The sequence below is a fragment of the Desulfoluna sp. HI9BLuna genome (assembly GCF_056829775.1).
This window is the reverse complement of the sequence record NZ_CP186555.1, coordinates 694,215-713,495: the sequence shown is the minus strand read 5'-3', so window position 1 is coordinate 713,495 and position 19,281 is coordinate 694,215. Positions and strand designations below refer to the sequence as shown.

Annotated in this window: 17 protein-coding genes; 10 read left to right on the top strand and 7 right to left on the bottom strand. The window is 59.8% G+C overall.

The window, feature by feature from the left end; genetic code table 11:
• Nucleotides 1-41: 41 nt before the first annotated feature.
• The 3 genes from ACOYW0_RS02610 to mltG are packed head-to-tail and all read right to left on the bottom strand — an operon-like array spanning nucleotide 42 to nucleotide 2,468.
• Complete coding sequence (locus ACOYW0_RS02610) at nucleotides 42-404, bottom strand: hypothetical protein (protein WP_482417031.1); 363 nt, start codon at nucleotides 402-404, stop codon at nucleotides 42-44.
• Nucleotides 404-1,408, bottom strand: a complete 1,005-nt coding sequence (locus ACOYW0_RS02605) for a glycoside hydrolase family 3 N-terminal domain-containing protein (RefSeq protein WP_482417030.1) — start codon at nucleotides 1,406-1,408, stop codon at nucleotides 404-406. Before ACOYW0_RS02605 ends, ACOYW0_RS02610 begins: the two co-directional genes overlap by 1 nt.
• A 22-nt stretch (nucleotides 1,409-1,430) precedes the next feature.
• Entirely contained in the window at nucleotides 1,431-2,468 is a 1,038-nt protein-coding gene (mltG, locus tag ACOYW0_RS02600) for an endolytic transglycosylase MltG (protein ID WP_482417029.1), read from the bottom strand.
• Between the two features lie 375 nt (nucleotides 2,469-2,843).
• Here mltG and ACOYW0_RS02595 point away from each other — a divergent pair, with 375 nt between their 5' ends.
• From ACOYW0_RS02595 to ACOYW0_RS02570, 6 genes are all read left to right on the top strand, one after another.
• Nucleotides 2,844-3,998: a radical SAM protein gene (locus tag ACOYW0_RS02595; RefSeq protein WP_482417028.1), complete on the top strand. Its 1,155-nt coding sequence runs from the start codon at nucleotides 2,844-2,846 to the stop codon at nucleotides 3,996-3,998.
• Between the two features lie 185 nt (nucleotides 3,999-4,183).
• Entirely contained in the window at nucleotides 4,184-4,978 is a 795-nt protein-coding gene (locus ACOYW0_RS02590; protein WP_482417027.1) for a rhodanese-like domain-containing protein, read from the top strand.
• A gap of 197 nt (nucleotides 4,979-5,175) precedes the next feature.
• Complete coding sequence (locus tag ACOYW0_RS02585; RefSeq protein WP_482417026.1) at nucleotides 5,176-6,099, top strand: lysophospholipid acyltransferase family protein; 924 nt, start codon at nucleotides 5,176-5,178, stop codon at nucleotides 6,097-6,099.
• 274 nt (nucleotides 6,100-6,373) lie between these two features.
• Nucleotides 6,374-7,417: a GMP reductase gene (locus tag ACOYW0_RS02580; RefSeq protein ID WP_482417025.1), complete on the top strand. Its 1,044-nt coding sequence runs from the start codon at nucleotides 6,374-6,376 to the stop codon at nucleotides 7,415-7,417.
• Between the two features lie 205 nt (nucleotides 7,418-7,622).
• Entirely contained in the window at nucleotides 7,623-8,186 is a 564-nt protein-coding gene (locus tag ACOYW0_RS02575) for a BON domain-containing protein (RefSeq protein WP_482417024.1), read from the top strand.
• Nucleotides 8,187-8,482: 296 nt separating this feature from the next.
• Nucleotides 8,483-9,283: an alpha/beta hydrolase gene (locus tag ACOYW0_RS02570; RefSeq protein WP_482417023.1), complete on the top strand. Its 801-nt coding sequence runs from the start codon at nucleotides 8,483-8,485 to the stop codon at nucleotides 9,281-9,283.
• Here ACOYW0_RS02570 and ACOYW0_RS02565 read toward each other — a convergent pair.
• Entirely contained in the window at nucleotides 9,264-9,743 is a 480-nt protein-coding gene (locus ACOYW0_RS02565; RefSeq protein ID WP_482417022.1) for a GNAT family N-acetyltransferase, read from the bottom strand. The genes ACOYW0_RS02570 and ACOYW0_RS02565 overlap by 20 nt on opposite strands.
• Nucleotides 9,744-9,846: 103 nt before the next feature.
• The gene (locus ACOYW0_RS02560) at nucleotides 9,847-10,380 is read right to left on the bottom strand and encodes a class I SAM-dependent methyltransferase (RefSeq protein WP_482417021.1); all 534 of its coding nucleotides are present in this window, start codon (nucleotides 10,378-10,380) and stop codon (nucleotides 9,847-9,849) included.
• Between the two features lie 284 nt (nucleotides 10,381-10,664).
• On the opposite strand from ACOYW0_RS02560, the gene ACOYW0_RS02555 reads away from it, so the two are divergent.
• The 4 genes from ACOYW0_RS02555 (at nucleotide 10,665) to ACOYW0_RS02540 (ending at nucleotide 14,706) form a co-directional block, all read left to right on the top strand.
• Entirely contained in the window at nucleotides 10,665-12,107 is a 1,443-nt protein-coding gene (locus tag ACOYW0_RS02555; protein ID WP_482417020.1) for an aminotransferase-like domain-containing protein, read from the top strand.
• Nucleotides 12,108-12,408: 301 nt separating this feature from the next.
• The gene (locus tag ACOYW0_RS02550) at nucleotides 12,409-13,326 is read left to right on the top strand and encodes a DMT family transporter (protein WP_482417019.1); all 918 of its coding nucleotides are present in this window, start codon (nucleotides 12,409-12,411) and stop codon (nucleotides 13,324-13,326) included.
• Between the two features lie 24 nt (nucleotides 13,327-13,350).
• Nucleotides 13,351-13,953: a hypothetical protein gene (locus tag ACOYW0_RS02545; protein ID WP_482417018.1), complete on the top strand. Its 603-nt coding sequence runs from the start codon at nucleotides 13,351-13,353 to the stop codon at nucleotides 13,951-13,953.
• A 60-nt stretch (nucleotides 13,954-14,013) separates the two neighbouring features.
• Nucleotides 14,014-14,706, top strand: a complete 693-nt coding sequence (locus ACOYW0_RS02540) for an aspartate/glutamate racemase family protein (RefSeq protein ID WP_482417017.1) — start codon at nucleotides 14,014-14,016, stop codon at nucleotides 14,704-14,706.
• Between the two features lie 407 nt (nucleotides 14,707-15,113).
• Here ACOYW0_RS02540 and ACOYW0_RS02535 read toward each other — a convergent pair whose 3' ends face one another.
• Nucleotides 15,114-17,336, bottom strand: coding sequence for a methyl-accepting chemotaxis protein (locus ACOYW0_RS02535; RefSeq protein WP_482417016.1), 2,223 nt, complete (start codon nucleotides 17,334-17,336; stop codon nucleotides 15,114-15,116).
• A gap of 10 nt (nucleotides 17,337-17,346) precedes the next feature.
• Nucleotides 17,347-19,050, bottom strand: coding sequence for an ABC transporter substrate-binding protein (locus tag ACOYW0_RS02530; protein WP_482417015.1), 1,704 nt, complete (start codon nucleotides 19,048-19,050; stop codon nucleotides 17,347-17,349).
• Between the last annotated feature and the right edge of the window lie 231 nt (nucleotides 19,051-19,281).

The following is a 19,281-nucleotide window of genomic DNA, read 5'->3' as shown; positions in this document are numbered from 1 at the left end:
GCCGCCGGAGGCCTCTTGAGGGCAAGATGCGCTGGATGGCGCTATTTGTTTAAGGCGAGATAGAACCCCACCCCGGTCATGACCATGGCCTTGGCGTACCACAGGGGCAGGGTGGCGCGTTTGGCGGCTCTGCGGACGTCTTTGGCGCGCAGGGCCAGCCAGGTGAGGGGCAGGGAGATGAGGAAAAGCAGGGGGTAGAGCCAGACAAAGCCAGCCATGATCCAGGCGATGGGGTCTGATTCGGAGCCGGGCGCGTCAAAGAGAAAGAGAACGGCAATGCCGAAGGGAGCCCAGGCAATGAGGATCAGAAAGCACAGGGCGTTTCTCAGCCTCACGGCCCGGGGAGTGGCCGGAGAGATCCAGGTCAGGTACCCCCGGGTCAGGCGATAGGCCAGGCCTGCCATCAGGTGGGGGCCTTTCGGGTCATGATCTCTTTTAAGGCCAGGATGCGCCCCACGGCCAGGGCGTGGGCACCGGGGAAGCGGGTTGCCATGGTTTTCAGGGTTTTGGCCAGGGTCTCGTAGCGGTCGCTTCGGTGGCAGATCAGGGCGATGTCCACGTCTGCGGTGAAGATTTGCCGGGCGGCGGTCTCCATGTCGCAGGTGACGGCCTTCATGTCGAGGTCGTCGGTCATGGTGACGCCGTTGAAGCCCATGCGGCCCCGTAACACCCCTTTGACCACTTCGGGGGAGAGGCTGGCGGGCCACTGGTCGTCGATGTCCGTGTACTTGATGTGGGAGAGCATCACGGCCGAGGCCCCGGCTGCAAAGGCAATCTCAAAGGGTACCAGGTCGGTTCTGGACAACTCCTCAAGGGGCGTGTCCAGCAGCGGCAGGGTGAGGTGGGAGTCCAGGGTGGTGCGGCCGATGCCCGGGAAGTGCTTGACCACGGCCAGGACCCCTTCGGTCTCCAGGGCCTCCATGACCTTAACCCCTAAGGCACCCACCTCCTGTGGCGAACCCGGGAACACCCTTTTTGCCATGATGCCGGAAAACCCCTCGGGCTGGACGTCCAGCACCGGGGCCATGTCCATGTTGTAGCCCACCTCAAAGAGTTCTTTTCCCGTGGTGCGCCCGAAGTGCCGGGCCGCCTCAGGAGTGCCCAGGGCCGGGGCACCTTCGGGGAAGAGGGTGAGGGGCGCTTTCATGCGGGCCACCTGGCCCCCTTCCTGGTCCACGGAGATGAACAGGGGCGGCAGGCCGCAGTGGGCCGCGTACGCCTGCATGGCATGGCACAGGTCGGCCACCTGGGCCGGGGAGTCGATGTTGGGGGAAAAGAGGATCACCCCTCCCACCTTGAGGGTGTCGATGAGGTACTTCAGGTCATCGGTGAGGTCGGTGCCGTCAAAGCCCACGATGAGCCGCTGGCCCACCTGTTCGTCCAGTGTCATATCGGAAATCTGTGCCATGTGCGTGTCCTGGGGTGTGTCACTATCTGTTTAGCTGGTACTTGCGTACAGCTCGGGAGTGCTCCTTGAAGGTTCGGGAAAAGTGATGGGACCCGTCTTTTTTGGAGACAAAGTAGAGGTACCCGGTGTCCTCGGGCCGGACGGCTGCCGTAAGGGCTGCAAGGCCCGGGCTGGCGATGGGTCCGGGGGGCAGCCCCTTGATGACGTAGGTGTTGTACGGGGTCCTGCGCCGGAGATCTTTTCGGGTGATGTTGCCGTTAAAGTCTTTGATGCCGTAGATGACCGTGGGATCGGTCTCCAGGCGCATCCGTTTTTTGAGCCGGTTGTGGAAGACCGATGAGATGATGGGGCGCTCCGATGGGGCGCCGGTCTCTTTTTCAATGATGGAGGCTAGGGTCACCACCTGATTGGGAGAAAGCCCGAGGGCCTTGCCCTCCTGCTGCAGCTCTTCGGTGAAGACCGCCTTGAAGCGTCCGACCATGGCGGCGAGAATGGCCTCTTCGGAGGTGCCCTTCTCAAAAAGATAGGTTTCCGGGAAGAGGTAGCCTTCAAGGGACGGGGCTTCTTCGGGCAGCTCCATGCGCCGGGTAAAGGGCTCGGAAAAGCAGAGGTCCATGATCAGGGCTGCCTCGCCAAGGCCGCTTTGTTCCACCACATCGGCAATCTGCTTGACTGTGTAACCTTCCGGGATGGTGAGCTTGCGCAGGTGGACCTTTCCGCGGGTGAGAACGGTGAGGATCTCCTCGGGTGTCATGGCACCGGACAGGCGGTATTCTCCGGCCTTGATTTTCTTGTCGAGGCCGTAGACGGTGGCCATGAACCGCAGTTTTGTCTCGGAAGAGCAGAGTCCGGCTTCCACCAGCTGGCGGGCGGTGGTGTTGAAACTCTGACCGCGATTGATGGTGTAGATGAGCGTTGTGGCCGGGTCACCTTGCGGGGTGCGATAAAACCGGGAGAGATGAATTGCCGTCCCGCCGGTACCCACCACAAGGATGAAGACCAGAAGGAGAAGGGGCCAGATGAGCTTTAACCTGCGAAGGTTAGCGTGTGTTTCCGTCATGGGTACCCGATTGTTTGATTCAAACCATGGCATTGCCGGTATTCCCAAGGCAATGACCTACCAGGGCGATCATATGTCAGGCCCGGGTGTTTGTCAAAACGAGCCTTGTACGGAATGGGAAGCCGGCTCATCTTTTGGAGGTATCGTTGTAAATTATAGGCCCTGCGCATTGCATTCCCGCCAGGGATGTCTACTTTTGAGATATTGACAACGACTCTGGCAACCATTTCACACGTCGAGTGCACCCATATCCAAGGCATCAGAACTGCAGATGGTGCATGCGGCTCTCCCGTAAAGCTGAGAAAATCGAGTAGATGTTCTGGTGACGCCGTTTTCTCATGAAATTTCCGGGATGGATTGAAAAGCGAGGATACCATGAAGACAGTCCGTGAGTATGAAGGATTTGAGCAGGGGCCCATCCGGCCTCCCAGCGAAGCGGCGAGCCTGTTGATTCGCGTGTCGCGTAACTGCCCGTGGAACCGATGTACCTTCTGCCCGGTCTACAAGGGGGAGACGTTTTCCCTGAGGCCTGTGGAGGACGTGATGCGGGACATCGACGCGGTGGCCCGGTATGCGATCCCCCTCCATGGGGTGATCGAGACAAAGGGCCGGGTGACGCGTGCCGACCTTGAGGCGGTTCAGGCCACGGTGAAAGGTGGGGAGATCCATGCCTTCCAGGCGGCGGCCAACTGGGCCCGGGGACGGATGACCTCGGTGTTCCTCCAGGACGCCAACAGCCTTATCGTGAAGCCCGAGGAACTGATCCGCGTTTTGGAGTACATGCGTTCCGTCTTTCCCTGGAACTATCGGATCACCTCCTATGCCAGGTCCCACACCGTGGCCCGGATCAGCGATGAGCACCTGGCCCGTATGGCCGAAGCCGGGTTGAACCGGATTCACATCGGCATGGAATCCGGCTCCGACGCCGTACTCAAACGGGTGAAAAAGGGTTCCACCAAAGCCATGCACATCCAGGGCGGCCTGAAGGTGAAGAAGGCGGGCATGGAACTCTCCGAGTACGTGATGCCCGGCCTGGGGGGAAAGGAGCTGTCCCGCGATCACGCCCTGGAGACCGCCGACGCCCTGACCCAGATCAACCCGGACTTCATCCGGCTCCGCACCCTGGCCATCCCCGGGCATACCGAGCTCTATACCGACTGGAAGGAAGGGCGGTTTGAGAAGATCACCGATGTGGAGGCCGCAGAAGAGATCCTTCTTTTTCTGGAGTCCCTGGGGGATATCACCAGCACCCTCACAAGCGACCATATCCTGAACCTCTTTCAGGACGTGGAGGGGAGCTTTCCTGTTGACAGGGAGGCGATGTGCGATAAGATCCGCGCGTTTCTTGCCATGGATCCCGTGGAGAAGATGCACTATCAGGTGGGGCGGCGCCTTGGCCTGTTCCACGGTATCGGGGGCATGAAGGGCTCGGCCCATATGAAACAGGTGGAGGCCACCTGCAGGCAGTACGCCATCACCCCCGACAACGTGGACGAGGTGATCACCCAGCTCATGACCCAGTTTATCTGAGTAAAAAGCGGCCCCTCGGCAAGTCCTTCCGGGGCCGCATCCGGTTTGTCTGTGAGCAGGGTGCACATGAGGAAATATTGTTTTTTTAGCGGGTGCATTGAAAAAACAAGTGATACGATGTAAATCTATTGTTTTTTTATGCCTCAGTTTTCAGGTGAGGCGATCTGCATACCGAGGAAAAGACGATGAAGCAGTTATGGCCAGAGGAGCTGGACGCCTTTCTGGACCGGCACCCGGAAGGGGAGGTAACCCTCGTGGACGTGCGTCGCGAGGAGGATTTTGAGCAGGAACACATACCCGGATCCGTATGTATCCCGGCCCTTGCCATCAACAAACGGGCAGGGGAGCTGGATCCGAAGCGCACCACGGTCTTTGTCTGTGAGCGCGGGGCCAAATCCCTTGCCGTGGCGCTGATCTACGAGACGAACGTTGCGCCGGAGGGTGAGGTTTTCAACCTCGCCGGGGGCCTGGATGCCTACCTGGGGCGCCTGGCCTACGGCCTGCCCAAGATCCGGGTGATCCGTCAGCACGAAGACCTCCCGCGGATGCTCATGGCGGCCATGGACCTGGAAAAAGGCGCCTGGCGGTTTTATCAGCGCCTGGAAAAACTCATGGAAGGCAAAGGGCCCGTGGGGGTGGTGAGGAAACTTGCCGCCGTGGAGATTTCCCACATCAACCTCATCCACGCCTACTTAAAGCGCTTGGACCCCCATGCCCCTGACTGTGTGACCCTGGTGAACACCCTGCCCGGTTCCGTTGTGGAAGGCGGGGAGAACCTGAGCCAGCTCTTTGAGCGCATGAAGGACGGCACCCTGGGATGGCGGGCCCTCTTCGAGGTGGCCCTGGAGGTGGAGGTGGCTGCCTATGAGATGTACCGCAACCTTGCCGACACCATGGAAGGGGAGGGTGCCGAGATTTTTTACTCGGTGGCCGCAGCCGAAAAAGAGCACATGCGCATGATCCTTGAAGAACTGGCGTGATGCTCTGGGCCATGCCAAGAATAAATAGCACATGACGGGATCATCCCATAAGTCCTCAGTTTTTTTTAACACCGCATTTTCGCACGGAATGTGCCCTGATGCTCGGGGCACATTTTTTTTGCCCTTGCGGGCCGTGCCCGCAGGGGACACGCAGCACATACGATAGTCTATTATTTATAGTGAAGAAGGCACACCACATGTTGAATGTATTCAGTCGATTTATCTCACGCCTGCCCTTGCCCGTGGCCATGGCCTTTGGCCGATGCCTTGGGTGGATCTGGTACTATCTTATCCCGATTCGACGAAAAGAGGCCCTGCACAACATCAACCGAGCCATGGGCAGGGAACTCACCAGAGACGAGCAGCGAAAGGCCATCCGGGAGCTGTTTGCCAACTTTGCCATGTACATCGTGGAGATACTCCGCATTCCCCATATGAGCCTTGAGGAGAACAAAAAGCTGGTCCAGATCGACGGTTGGGAGCACATGGACGCCGCCCTTGCCCGCGGCAAAGGGGTGATCCTGGTGGCCACGCACCTGGACAACGTGGACTTGGGAGGCTGTTCCATGGCCATGCGGGGGGCTCCCATCGCCGTGGTGGTCAAAGAGATGAGCAAGGCCGCAGAGCAGTTCATATCGAGCGTGCGCAAGAACACCGGTGTTATCATTATCAACCGCAAGGGGACCAAGAATTACATCAAGGAGCTGCTGGCGGAAAACAAGATCGTCACCCTGGTCATCGACCAGCATCTTGCCAGGCACCGGTCCATCGTGTGCGACTTTTTCGGAGAGCTTGCGGCAACGACCCCTGCTCCTGCACGGTTTGCCTTTGAGACCGGCGCCACCATCATCCCGGGGGTTATCAGCCGGAAAGCCAAAGACGGTCACCACCATGTCAAGATTTCCCCGGCCTTCCACCTGGAGACGCCCTATGAGGATATGGATGAGAATATCCGCCACAACACCGAGCGCCTGAACCGCATCGCCGAAGGGTGGATTCGGGAAGCCCCCAACCAGTGGTGGTGGTTCCACAGGCGCTGGAAGGTGCAGGACAACCCCGAAGGCTGGGACATTCCCGACGCCCTTTTAAAGCAGGTTGCCTCCACCTCTGAGAACCACTGAGACCCGCCTTCGACCGGGGGAGGTGACTCAGCATGACAACATGCTGGACCTCTTCCGGTGACCTTCCCGGAACGTTTTTCCCTACCATACCTCCCACGGCCCCGATTTGCCTTTCATTGCCTTGCCCGGCGCATTCTGTTGGCAGACCCCCTGTTTTTGGATAGACTGATTCAGACTGTTGTTTCAGATGGTTTTGTCGTTGCTGCACCAGCCCGTGCTGCGTGTGGCCTCTTGCAATATCGCCCAACCCATACACGGAAGGATGAGGTGTGCCATGCGAATCGACAACGAAGTGAAACTCGGGTTCAAGGATGTGCTGATCCGTCCGAAACGCTCCACCCTGAAGAGCAGGTCCCAGGTAGAGATGAACCGCACCTACCTGTTCCGGCACAGCCAGACCACCTGGTCCGGTGTGCCCATCATCGCCGCCAACATGGACACGGTGGGTACCCTGGCCATGGCCGAGGCCCTGGCAAAGCACGGGGCCATGACAACCCTTCACAAGTATTACTCGCCGGAGGACCTCAAAAACTTTCTGGCGCGCCAGGATGATTCCATCTTCGACCACATCATGGTGAGCACCGGGACCATGGATGCGGATCTGGAGCGTTTGAAACAGATCGTTCATGTGCTGCCGCTTCTCAAATTCATCTGCATCGACGTGGCCAACGGGTACACGGAAAACTTCGTGGACGTGGTCCGAAGGGTGCGGGACCTTTTCCCGGACAAGGTGATCGTGGCGGGCAACGTGGTGACAGGGGAGATGGTGGAAGAGCTGATCCTCTCCGGGGCCGACGTGGTTAAGGTGGGTATCGGCCCGGGGTCGGTCTGCACCACCCGTGTGAAAACCGGGGTGGGGTACCCCCAGCTTTCGGCCATCATTGAGTGCGCGGACGCCGCCCACGGCCTCAAGGGGCTCATTGTTGCCGACGGCGGGTGCACCTGCGCCGGGGATATTGCCAAGGCCTTTGGCGCGGGCACCGATTTTACCATGCTGGGGGGGATGCTGGCGGGCCACGACGAATCCGGCGGGGAGATCCTCGAGGAGAACGGAGAAAAGGTGGTGACCTTCTACGGCATGAGCTCCCGGGACGCCATGGAAAAGCACAGCGGCGGGGTGGCCGACTACCGCGCCTCCGAGGGCAAATCCGTGACGGTCCCGTACCGGGGGCCGGTGGAAGACACCCTGCTGGACATCCTGGGGGGCCTTCGATCCACCTGCACCTACGTGGGCGCGGCCAAACTCAAGGAGCTCTCCAAACGCACCACCTTTATCCGGGTCATGGAGCAGCACAACCGGGCCTTCGGGGATGAGTAGCCTTGACCTTGCCGCTTTTTGAAAAGTGGGCTATCGTCGGGCTGACATGGTGGTTGTTCCCACAGGCGTGATCTCCGTCACAGGGGACGATCCAGGCACCATGGTATGGATGGAATGTTTGAATCGCCTGTCGATACGCTTGTGGGTCGGTCCGCTCCGGACCTTCCGTCGGCGGGCAGTGTCTTGTTTTGGAGGGTTTGGCTGTATGCCGATGCGATGGATTGCGGTATCTCTTTTTCTCTTGTGTGCGGGGTGCGCCCCGATTGTGGTGGGAACCGGCGCCACAGGCGTCTACAAAAGCGCTTCGGATAAACGTACCTTCGGCAACCAGGTGGACGACGCCACCCTCACTGCCCGGGTGAAGACCGCCCTTGCCGAATGCCGGGAGGTGCCCACCTTCTCCGTGGACGTGGACACCATCGAAGGGGTGGTGACCCTCACCGGCATCGTGGACAACGAAGGGGTGGTGCGCAATGTGGAGGCCGTGGTCCGCAAGGTTTCCGGGGTCAAGGATGTCAACAACCTCCTGCAGGTGGGGCCCACCAGCATCGGGCAGGCCCTGGACGACAAGGTGGTGGGCATCAAGGTGAAGTCCGAACTCATCGCCTCACCGGACGTGGATGCCCTGCACATCGATGTGGACGTCAACAACGGGGTGGTGACCCTCACAGGCGTGCTGAAGAGTGCAGCCATGCGCGATGAAGCCGTTCGTCTGGCCGACCGCCTCGTGGGGGTCAAGCGCGTGGAGAACAACCTTGTGGTGAGATAAGCAACGCGGGCCATCATGGCTGTTTTTTTGTGGAGCGCCGCACGCCAGTGCGGCGCTTTTGTTTTGCGGCAAAGCCCCGGGGTGTCCGTCTTTGGGGCCACTTCCTACCGGTGGTTGACAATTTCCTTGCTCGCTGTGAGTTTTGCTGGAAATTGAGTGTATTATCATGGATTGCCTTGAATTGTCCTTCCTTCTTTGCTACCTCCATCTATTCCTGAGATGTTATCGTGTAACCGGATAAGGCACCGTTTTTTTGGAGGTGCCGACCATGGGTTGAGGTGTGAGCAGGAGGAAGGATGCTGGAGCGAATCGACACGTTCGACTCCCGGTTTGTGGCGCCGCGCCATGTGGACGTGTGGCTGCCGCCGGGCTATGACAAGGGGGGAGGGGCCCGGTACCCCGTGATCTACCTGCAGGACGGGCAGTACAACTGCCTGCCCGCAAGCAACCTCATGGGCTGGGGGCTCTGCGATACGGCAAGGGGGCTCATCGAGGACGGGGTGATTCCCCCGGTGATCCTGGCCAACATCTGGAACACACCGGATCGCTGGCGGGAGTACGTTCCCAAAAAGCCCGTGGAACGGTATGTCTCCGAGAAGGAGAAAGCGTCCATCCGGCGGCGGGGCAAATGCCCCACCTCGGATCGTTACCTGAGATTTCTTACCGAAGAGCTGATTCCCCACATGGAGTCGGCCTATCCCCTTATCACCCGCCCCGAAGCGCGGTTTGCCATGGGCTCCAGCTTAGGGGGCATCATCTCTCTGTACGCGGTGTGCGAGCACCCGGACCTGTTTTACGGGGCCGGCTGCCTCTCTTCCCACTGGCCCCTTTACGAGGGCTCCACCCTTCCTTACATGGCAGATACCCTGCCCGACCCCGCGTCTCACCGGTTTTACTTCGATATCAGCACCGAAGCCCTGGACGCCAAGTACATCCCCTACCACAGCCGCGTCCGGGACATCCTGGCCCGAAAAGGGTACCGGGAAGGGGAAAGCTGCATGAACCGTGTCTGGAAAGGCCACGACCACTCGGCCACCTCCTGGGGCAAACGGGTCCATGTGCCCCTGACCTTTCTCCTTAGAGGGGGCTCGCCATAAACAGGGTCTGCTCGGTGTCGTCGTTGCCCGACAGGGTGGAAAACCCCATGGATTGGTAAAGGGAAAAGGCCCTGGTGTTGTTCTCGTAAACCTCCAGGGTGAGCTTGCAGCACCCTCTCTTTTCAGCTTCGTCGCGGACGGCGTTTAACAGGGTCTTGCCCACCCCATGGCCGCGGAATCGGCTGCTTACCCCCAGATCGTGGATGTTGAGCGAAGGCATGGCACGAAAGGTGGAAAACCCTTCCACGGTGACGGCAAAGCCTGCGGGCTGCTTCTCTTCATAGGCGAGGAAGACCACCACGTCGTTTCGTTTTTGGATCGCCTCCACAAGGTTTGCGGGGATCGGGACATCGCTGGGGGTCCCGGCTGTTCCCAGGCTGCGGGTGTATTCGGTGAAAAGGGCGAGAAAATCGGCGGCCTCTCCTTCGTGGTCGAGGCGGGTGATCAAGACGTCTGACATGGTACAACTCCCTGTGTGACTTTTGTTTAAAACCTGTTTGTTAAACTTTTTAAACGTTTAGCCCCCGGCAGGGCCGCCGGAGGCAACGGTTACATGGTGTAGATCAGGGCTCGGGGCGGCATTGAAAATAACGGTCCGTGGATCGCTGGATGGCAAAGTGACCTGAGTCGAGGATTTTTTGCCGTGCAGTCTCTTTGGGCTGGTGGCCGCTGTCGATGTAGAGGACCCCTTCCGGAACCAGAATGCGCCGGATGTCCGAGAGCATGGCCGTGGGGTCCTTGACCATGTGGAACATGTCCATGGCATACACGATGTGGACGCTGTGGTCGTCCAGGGGTGTCGCATACCCCCGGGTGAGCAGCCCCATGACGTTGGTGAGCCCCATGCGAAACGCCCTCTCGTTGACAGACTGGATGGCCAGGGGGTGGAGGTCCACGGCCGTCACCAGCCCTGTTTTCCCCACCCGCCGGGAGGCGGCCTTGAGGTAAGAGCCCGGACCGCACCCGTAATCCACCACATGCATCCCTTCCATGATCTCGAATTCCGCCAGGATATCCGTGCGCCTGCTGAACAGGTCCTTGACCCGGAAGGCCACCGTCATGAGCCTGAAAGCCGTGTTGGAAAGGTGCTCTTTCATGTTTTTTCCTTTTGGTCACTGTTCAGTTCAAACAAGCCTTCGCCAGCGGATGAGACCCGCCTGCACCCGTGGCTGCGTGTCACCATTCAGGACTACTGCGCCACACGCGAGGGCCGGAGGTCTTAGCGATCCCCTGCCTACGATGGATCAGAACGGGTCGACGGTCAAGATGGGGAGTGTATTTATCTGTGTCCTTTGAATGAATGATATGAAAAACTGTGCCCATTGAAAATGAAACCAACTGTATCTTTAGGCCTTCAGGATAAGTGGGGTAGGGTATCGTCATGAAAGCGAACGTTGCAGAGAAAAAGGGGGAGCAGCCCCTCTACGAGGAGGTGGCCGGGCGCCTGGCCCTCATGGTGAGGGAGGGCACGTTCCTGCCCGGTGAGAAGGTGCCCTCCATCCGGGCCATGAGCCAGCGGCTGAAGGTGAGCATCAACACCGTGAAGACCGCCTACGGCTTGCTGGAGGACCGGCGGGTCATCGAAGCACGCCCCCAGTCCGGTTACTACGTGTGCGCACGGCTTCCCGAGATTCCCCGGGAGCCGGATGTGCGGCGTCCCATTCTCAATGCCGCAGCCGTGGAGGCCGGAGAGATGGTCTCCCGCATCATGCGGGATGTGAACGACCCAAAGCGGGTGCAGTTCGGGGCAGCCATCCCTGACCCGGCCATTCTGCCGTCTGAAAAACTGGGACGGATCATGGCGGCCGAGGTGCGGCGCACCAAGGGCCACGGCACCGACTACGCCATGGGCAGCGGCCTTCCAAAGCTGAGGCACCAGATCGCCCGGCATATGCTCAATGCAGGGGTGACCCTGTCTCCGGACGAGATCCTCATCACCTCCGGGGCCTCGGAAGGGGTCTCCCTGGCCATGAAGGTCCTCTGCCGACCCGGGGACACCGTGGTCACAGGTGCCCCGGTCTATTTCAACTTTCTGCAGCTCTTCCGGGAGCTGGGTCTCAAGGTCCTTGAGATTCCCTCATCCCCCGTGGACGGGATCCATCTGGACGCATTGGAGCGCGCCCTCTCCCGAAACCGGGTGAGCGCCTGCCTTCAGGTGACCAACTTCAACAACCCCTTAGGGGTGTCCCTTTCCGAGGAGAAGAAAAAAGCCCTGGTGGCTCTTCTGGCACGGTATCAGGTGCCCCTGGTGGAAGACGACATCAACGGCGACATCGCCTTTGAGGGCCGTCGCCCCGGGGTGTGCAAGGCCTACGATAAGAGCGGCATGGTAATTCTTTGCTCCTCTTTTTCCAAGACTCTGGCCCCGGGTTACCGGGTGGGGTGGATGGTTTCGGGCAGGTTCCAGGAGCGCATGCAGCGCCTGAAGATGGTCTCCTCCCTGGCCACGGCCCTGCCCCCCCAGCTGGCTGTGGCAGAGTTTCTGGCCAACGGGGGCTACGAACACCACCTGCGGGGCCTCAGGCGTACCTGCGCCCAGCGGGTGGCCGCCATGGGCGAGATGGTGGGGGAGACCTTCCCCAAAGGCACCCGGGTCACCCGGCCCTGGGGCGGGTTTACCCTCTGGGTGGAGATGCCCCAGACCGTGGATTCCCTGAAACTCTATGCCGCAGTGGAGCCCCTGGGCATCACCGTGGCCCCGGGCGCCCTTTTTTCCCTCGGCGACACCTACCAGCACTACCTGCGCCTGAATGCCGCCGCCTTTACACCGGAGACCCGCTGGGCCCTCAAGGCCGTTGGGGACGCTGCCCATGCGCTGGTGTAATGGACTCAAAAAGCGTGCCTCCGGCGGCGAGGTGAGCCACCTCGAAAGCTTATAGCCATTGCGCTTTGCCCTTCGTTCCTCAGGGCAAAGCGCAATGGCCTTCGGCTCGGGCTGCGCCCGACATAAACGCTGATGGTTTATGTTAGCTGCTTTATAACCTCGAAGTTATATCGGTTTTTTAAAACCTGTTTGTTAAACTTTTTAAAAGTTTAGCCCCCGGCAGGGCCGCCGGAGGCCTTTTTTTCCGATTTTTACGACCAACAACGTGATGGATGCTATGCGAAATGTAATGTTTTACGTGATGACGATTTTGATCTGGGGCTCCACCTGGCTGGCCATTACCTTTCAGCTGGGGCGCATTGACCCCATGGTGTCGGTGACCTACCGGTTTTCCCTGGCCGCGGTGCTGCTTCTCCTGTGGTGCGCCGTGCGGCGTTTACCCATGCGGTTTACGTGGAAAGAGCACCTGGCCATGGCCGCCCAGGGTGTTTTCCTGTTTGCCCTGAATTACTGGCTTTTTTACCTGGCGGAGCTTCACATCGCCAGCGGCCTTGCCGCGGTGATTTTTTCCACGGTGATGGTGATGAACGTTGTGAACGGGGCTTTGTTTCTCAAGAGCCCCGTGGACGCCAGGGTGGTGGCGGGGGGCGCGTTGGGCCTTGTGGGCATCGGCCTGGTGTTCCGGCCGGAGCTCACCTCGTTTCACTTTGGTGACAGCGGGGCCAAGGGGCTGCTGCTCTGTTTTGCGGCTACTTATCTTGCCTCCATCGGCAACATCCTGTCCGCCCGCAACCAGAAAGCAGGGCTCCCCGTGGTGCAGACCAATGCCTTCGGCATGCTTTACGGAGCCCTTATCATGCTGGGGCTGTCCGCGCTTCTTGGGCGCTCCTTTGCCTTTGAGATGAGCACGGTCTATGTGGGCTCCCTGGTCTACCTGGCGGTCTTCGGGTCCATCGTGGCCTTTGGCTGCTATCTCTCCCTTATCGGCCGCATCGGGGCGGATCGGGCGGCTTATGCCACCCTGGTCTTTCCGGTGGTGGCCCTGGTGATCTCCACCATCTGGGAAGGGTACCGGTGGAGCGGGTATGCCTTCAGCGGCGTCGCCCTGATTCTTTTGGGGAATCTCCTGTTGCTCAACCGAAAAGAGGAAAAGAAAACGTGTCAGGCAGGCCGTGCCGCAACACCTCCCGCCACTTCCCCTGATACTCTGACAGCCTGAATTTTTAGAAGGGACCAATGAACCATGGACATGCTGCTCCAGCTGTGGGGAGGCTCGTTTTACCTCGTCAATAAAATGCTGTTTTCATTTGCCGAAGGGGCTGGCGAACGTGGGGCTCGCCAGCTGAAACTGTGGGGCTGGGCCATCTACATTCTCGGGGTCCCGGCCTGGGTGACGATTCTGATTCTCAAGCACAACTGGATTGCCGCGTCCATAGAGGCCGGAGGCGTCCCTGCCATGGTGCTGGGCCTGCTTCGTGTGTATCAGGGCAGCGGAGCGAGCAACGGAACCCTTGACGGGGTGGCCACGGTCAGCACCTACGGGTTCATGATCCTTGGCGTGGGGCTCAGCCTGTACGATTACCACGGCGTCACCTCGCTTTCCCAGGTGCTGGAGATGGGGGTGATGGTGGGGTTCCTGCTGGGGAGCTACCTTCTGGCAAAGGAGAGGCACGTGGGGTGGCTTTTTTTTATGCTGATGAACGCAAGCATGGGCACCCTGATGCTGCTTCAGGGCAAGCCAATCCTCGCGATCCAGCAAGGGGTGTCCCTCTGTTTTGTCGTGTACGGCTTTGTGGGTGCCGTCAGAAGAAATGCGGGCGGAGATTGCGAGGTCATCGTCGACTAAGGAACAGACAAGAACGATGTCCCCGGCAGGGCCGCCGGAGGCAAAAGAAAGGAAAAGACCATGAAAACCATCGGACTGCTGGGCGGAATGAGCTGGGAATCCACCGCCGGTTACTACAAAGCCATCAATGAAGGGGTCAAGGAGGCCCTGGGCGGCCTTCACTCGGCCAAGATCAGCCTGTACAGCGTGGATTTTGAAGAGGTGGAGGCCCTTCAGGATGCCGGAGACTGGGACGCTGCCGCAGAACTCCTCGGCCGGGCCGCAACCTCGGTGGAGGCTGCGGGCGCGGACTTTCTCATGATCTGCACCAACACCATGCACAAGGTGGCCGAAGAGGTCCAGGCGCGCATCGCCATTCCCCTTCTTCACATCGCCGATGCCACGGCCGAGGCCTTGGCCGCCGACGGGATCTCCAGGGTGGGGCTTTTGGGGACGCGCTTTACCATGGAAGAGGATTTTTACACAGAAAGGCTCAACAAGAGGTTCGGCCTTGAGGTGGTCACCCCGGATGACCGGGGCCGTGGGGATGTCCACAACGTGATCTACTCGGAACTCTGCCGCGGTGAGATCAATTCCTCCTCCAGGGAACGCTTTGTGGAGATCATTGAAGAGCTTAAAGGCAAAGGGGCCGAAGCCGTGATCCTGGGGTGCACGGAGATCGGCCTGCTGGTGGGGCCGTCAGATACCCCGGTGCCCCTCTACGACACCGCGGCCATCCATGCGGCCAAAGCCGTGGCGTGTGCCATCGGGTAAGAAAAGCGCCTCCGGCGGCCAGGTGGGGGCACCTTGAAACCCTATGGCGAATGCATGGAGGCAGCCTTTCTGTTTGTGTTATCGGGGCATTTGCGTGGGGTGTGATATGGAACAGCCGGTGTTGCAGGAGAGGCTTTTTCTGTTTATCAGGAAACCGGTTGGTTTTACAACGTGATATGTAGGCTTCTGTAGAGTGCGCTTGCGCACCAATGGGTGGTAAAATCAACCCTTTTGCCGATTCTGTGTTTCGCAAGGGGAGCCTGTGCATGGCTTTTTATGGGTGTCGTGACCCTTTGGTGGTGCGCAAGCGCACCCTGCCTTGCATATCCCCTCCCCACATACATTAAGGATCGCCCCCGGCAACGTTGCCGGGGGCTTTTTTTATTGTTTTTATGTGGTGTGTTGTATCAGATCCTGAATTTTCCTACCTGCTCCTGCAAGCCGCCGGACAGGCCGGTGACGTCTTCGGCGTGGGTGTTGACCATGTCGCTGCTGGAGACGAGGGTGGCGGCGGTGTGGCTGACCTCGGTGATCTCCCGGGCGATCTGGTCGGCAAAGCGCGCGCCGTCTCGGGCCTGGTCGTTGACCAGGGCGATGGCCTGGGAGGACTGGGCCAGGTTGCCGGAGATCTCCCGGGTCGTCACAGACTGCTCTTCGATGGTGGTGCCGATGGTCTGGATGATCTGGTCGATTTCATGGATCGTCTGGGCCGTGGCGTTCATGCCGGCGGTGGTGTTTTTGGCGGCGTTCTGGATGCCCACGATCTGTTCGTTGATGCGGGTGGTGGCTGCCCCGGCTTCGTGGGCCAGGGTTTTGATCTCGTTTGCCACCACGGCAAAGCCTTTACCGGCTTCTCCGGCCCGGGCCGCCTCGATGGTGGCGTTTAAGGCCAGCAGGTTGGTCTGGCCGGAGATGTCGTCGATGGTCTGGGAGACCTCGCCGATCTCCTTGGCGGCTCTGCCCAGGGTCTCCATGAGCTCCTTGGCCCGGTGGGTCTCGCTGACGGCGGTCTCTGAGATGGAGCGGGCGGTTTCTGTTTTTCCGGCGATCTCGGCGATGGAGGCGGTCATCTCCTCGGTGGCCGAGGCCACGAGGTGGGCCGTGGACGAGGCGTCGTTGAGGGCCTCTGCCATGCTCTCGATGTTGCCGCTCATGTCCGAGGCGGCCGTGGCCACGGAGTGGAGCTGATGGGACATGCCGTCCGCTCCCTTGGTCATCTCCCCGGAGATGGAGAGCAGCTCCTTGGAAGCCGAGCCGATGGTGCCGGAGCCCCCGGCAATATCCCGGATCATGCCCTGGAGCTTTTCGAGGAAAGAGTTGAAGAGGGTGGCCAGCTCTCCAATTTCGTCCCGTGCCCCGTAGGAGAGGCGACCGGTGAGGTCCCCGTCGCCCTGGGCGATGTCGGCCACCATGGTGATGACCTGCTTTAAGGGGACGGTGATGGAGCGGGTGATGAAAAAGGCCAGGACCATGCCGATGAGGACCGCTATGGCTCCCACGACCATGGCGATGCGCGACAGGGTCTCTGCGGAGTCGCCAAGGGTTCGGGAGCGAGAGCCCGCGATGTCCATGGCTTCCCGGTAGATGCCCTCCACGGCCTCGCCGATCTCCCGGGCCGAAGCGCCCATGGTGGCCTCGGCCTCTTCAATGATCCTCTCTTCGCCAAGGACCTCTGCAAAGGCATTGGCGTAGGCATCCAGCTGCTCGGTGGCCTCGGTGACGTGGGTCTGGGTGATACCGGCGCCCTTGAGCTGGTCCGAGAGGGTGGTAACGGCCGTGCGGGTGGCCTCGGCATCCTTTTCTTCTCCGTAGAGGAGGTAACTCTTCTCATGGGTGCGGATGGCCAGGAGGAGTTTTCCGGCCATGGGCACGTAGACATCGTTTAAGGAGGCTTCGATGTTCTCCCGGGTGGTGACCATGATCTCGTAGAAGTACTCGTCGTCGTCCAGCTGCTCCAAGGCCCCTTTGTAAAGGGTCAGCTGCTTGGCCTGGTAGGCCTTGCTTTCGGCGCTGCAGGTGGAGCGGTTCAGGGCCGCTTCATAGGCATCGATGCTGTTGACGAGGTTCTCCCTGGCGTCGGCAAAGGTGGTCTGCTTGAACTCCCGCTCGCAGATCCAGAGCCGCAGAAAGGCGAGGTAGAGGGTCTCCACCTGGTGGCCCTTCATCTTCTCTTCCAGGATGGCACCCGCCTTGTTGAGTTCCCCCTGGAGGCCCGAGTGGGCATCGGCCCCTTTGCGCTCCCAGGCCGAGGCAAGTTCCAGAAAAGAGGCCAGGTAGTGTTCGGCCAGGTCCTTGACCCGGTCGGATTTTTCAGCGCTCTTCAGGTAGCCTGCCTGTCTGGCCAGGGTGTTGATGGCGTCGGCTTCGTCCTGGAGCCGTGCGATGCCCTCCTTCAGGGTTGCCAGGGCAGCTTCGTCCCGGCTGGCGAGGAATCGGCTCTGGAGTTCCCGGCTTTCGATGAGCAGGGATTTGACGTCAGCCGCGTTTTCAGCAATTTTCAGCTCCACCGTCATGAGGTTTCCCACACTTTTCACCGTGGAGCGGACGCAGTACTGGTAGATACCGATGACACCTAAGAGCAGGAAGATGACAATGCCGAACCCTCCGCCCAGTTTGTAGATCATTTTCATGGCTGCCTCCTTATCCCCTGTGTTTCCAGGTCTCGATGAGTTTGTCGTAGGGCATGGTCTTTCCCTTTTCATCCGGCACGGGCGCCTTGGGGGCTCCGGGCTGGTTCAGCCAGTAGTCGCGGGATTTTTTTGGGTTGAGCTTCGGCGAGTACCGGGGAAGATCCATGGCTGCCATGAGGTCTTCCATGGCGTGGGCGATGTTGTCCATGGCCTGCTGGGCGGTGATCTCTCCGGCCACGGCCATGCCCACGTTTTTGGCCCACTGGGCTGAAAGGGAGGGGTAGTGGGGGACGTTGGGGCCGGTGTCCGTCCACCGGTTCTCCACCGGGGAGCGGTAGAAGGTGATGAGGCCGCCGAATTTTCCTTCGTAACGGTCCAGCTTGGGCGAGAAGATGGTGCTTTTGCGGATGGGGGTTTTGTTTTCAAGGAATTTTTTCATGCACACCGACTTGGAGACGCAGAACTGGGCCCAGAGCCAGGCCGCCTTCCGGTGCTTGCCCGTGACCGAGTGTTTGAGGATGGTCCAGCTGCCGGTGTCCTGATAGCCCACTTTCATGCCCTCTTCCCAGTACTTGCCGTGGGGGGAAGGGGCCACGCGCCACAGGGGGTTGCCCTTGCTGTCCGTTACCCGGCTCTCCGGGTTGGTGTAGGCGTCTTCCGACAGCCAGGTGGTGTACTGGAAGATGCTCTGGGCGATGCGGCCCTTGGAGGGAACAATGCCCGCCACGAAAAAGTCCATGTACTCCCCGTACGGGGGGGCGTAGGCCTTCATCCAGTGGATGTATTTTTCCATGGCATAGACAGCGGCCGGGCCGTTGGTGGCACCGCCCCGGGCCACGGTGGCCCCCACGGGGATCTTGTTTTCCACGCGGATGCCCCATTCGTCCACGGGAAGCCCGTTGGGCAGGCCTTTGTCGCCAGCCCCTGCCATGGAGAGCCAGGCGTCGGTGAAGCGCCATCCCAGGCCCGGGGATTTTTTTCCGTAGTCCATGTGGCCGTACACTTTTTTGCCGTCGATGGTCTTGCCGGTGAAAAATTCGGCGATGTCTTCGTAGGCCTGCCAGTTGATGGGCACCCCGAGCTCGTAGCCGTAGCGTGCCTTGAACTCTTTTTTGAATTGCGGGTTGGTAAACCAGTCGTAGCGGAACCAGTAGAGGTTGGCGAACTGCTGATCCGGGAGCTGGAGCTGATGGCCCTCGTAGTCCTGGCCGAACTCCAGGTTGAGGAAGTCATCAAGGTCCAGGCCCGGGTTGGTGACCGAGGCCCCTTCCCCTTTGATAAAAGCCTTGAAGTCCAGGGCACTGTCCGCACGCAGGTGGGTGCCGATGAGGTCGGCGTCGTTGACGAAGATGTCGTACTGCTTCTCGTTGGTCTCCATCTGCCGGGTCATGCGGTTCACCACCTCACCTTCCCCGATGATGTCCACCCGGACCTTGATGCCGGTGATCTCGGTGAAGGCCTTGGCCAGCACCGCCGCCTCCCACTTGTGGGTGGGGATCCCTTCGGCGCAGGCCCTGATCTCCATGCCCTTGTATGGGGCGGCCGTCCGGGCGAACCAGGCGAGCTCGTCTTGTTGGGCCTGCCGTGACAGCGCCGAGGGTTGAAGCGCTTTGGCCCATGTTTCGATCTTCCCGGCCTCTGCCCGGCCGGGGTGTGCGGCCAGCAGGAGCATCATGGCCAGGATGGTGAACCCGTGTTTCTTTGTGTTACGCATACGTCTTTCCCTTTCCCATTTCAGGTTGCCGAAGGGTCCGGCAGGGCCCGAAGGCATCGTCGTATTACCGTGTACTAAAAAACAGATACCTCATATTTAGAAAAATTATATGGTGTAGCTTATGTTTGGATAAGCTAAATTTACTTGCTGCGTCTGTGCTAATGTTAGTGTGTGTTTAATACTACCCAATATTGAATTAAAAATCAATAAAATCATCCATCAATTGGACTT

Coding starts and splice junctions, on each gene's coding strand:
- ACOYW0_RS02610 (WP_482417031.1), bottom strand. CDS start 404: ATGGCAGGCCTGGCCTATCGCCTGACCCGGGGGTACCTGACCTGGATC.
- ACOYW0_RS02605 (WP_482417030.1), bottom strand. CDS start 1,408: ATGGCACAGATTTCCGATATGACACTGGACGAACAGGTGGGCCAGCGG.
- mltG (WP_482417029.1), bottom strand. CDS start 2,468: ATGACGGAAACACACGCTAACCTTCGCAGGTTAAAGCTCATCTGGCCC.
- ACOYW0_RS02595 (WP_482417028.1), top strand. CDS start 2,844: ATGAAGACAGTCCGTGAGTATGAAGGATTTGAGCAGGGGCCCATCCGG.
- ACOYW0_RS02590 (WP_482417027.1), top strand. CDS start 4,184: ATGAAGCAGTTATGGCCAGAGGAGCTGGACGCCTTTCTGGACCGGCAC.
- ACOYW0_RS02585 (WP_482417026.1), top strand. CDS start 5,176: ATGTTGAATGTATTCAGTCGATTTATCTCACGCCTGCCCTTGCCCGTG.
- ACOYW0_RS02580 (WP_482417025.1), top strand. CDS start 6,374: ATGCGAATCGACAACGAAGTGAAACTCGGGTTCAAGGATGTGCTGATC.
- ACOYW0_RS02575 (WP_482417024.1), top strand. CDS start 7,623: ATGCCGATGCGATGGATTGCGGTATCTCTTTTTCTCTTGTGTGCGGGG.
- ACOYW0_RS02570 (WP_482417023.1), top strand. CDS start 8,483: ATGCTGGAGCGAATCGACACGTTCGACTCCCGGTTTGTGGCGCCGCGC.
- ACOYW0_RS02565 (WP_482417022.1), bottom strand. CDS start 9,743: ATGTCAGACGTCTTGATCACCCGCCTCGACCACGAAGGAGAGGCCGCC.
- ACOYW0_RS02560 (WP_482417021.1), bottom strand. CDS start 10,380: ATGAAAGAGCACCTTTCCAACACGGCTTTCAGGCTCATGACGGTGGCC.
- ACOYW0_RS02555 (WP_482417020.1), top strand. CDS start 10,665: ATGAAAGCGAACGTTGCAGAGAAAAAGGGGGAGCAGCCCCTCTACGAG.
- ACOYW0_RS02550 (WP_482417019.1), top strand. CDS start 12,409: ATGACGATTTTGATCTGGGGCTCCACCTGGCTGGCCATTACCTTTCAG.
- ACOYW0_RS02545 (WP_482417018.1), top strand. CDS start 13,351: ATGGACATGCTGCTCCAGCTGTGGGGAGGCTCGTTTTACCTCGTCAAT.
- ACOYW0_RS02540 (WP_482417017.1), top strand. CDS start 14,014: ATGAAAACCATCGGACTGCTGGGCGGAATGAGCTGGGAATCCACCGCC.
- ACOYW0_RS02535 (WP_482417016.1), bottom strand. CDS start 17,336: ATGAAAATGATCTACAAACTGGGCGGAGGGTTCGGCATTGTCATCTTC.
- ACOYW0_RS02530 (WP_482417015.1), bottom strand. CDS start 19,050: ATGCGTAACACAAAGAAACACGGGTTCACCATCCTGGCCATGATGCTC.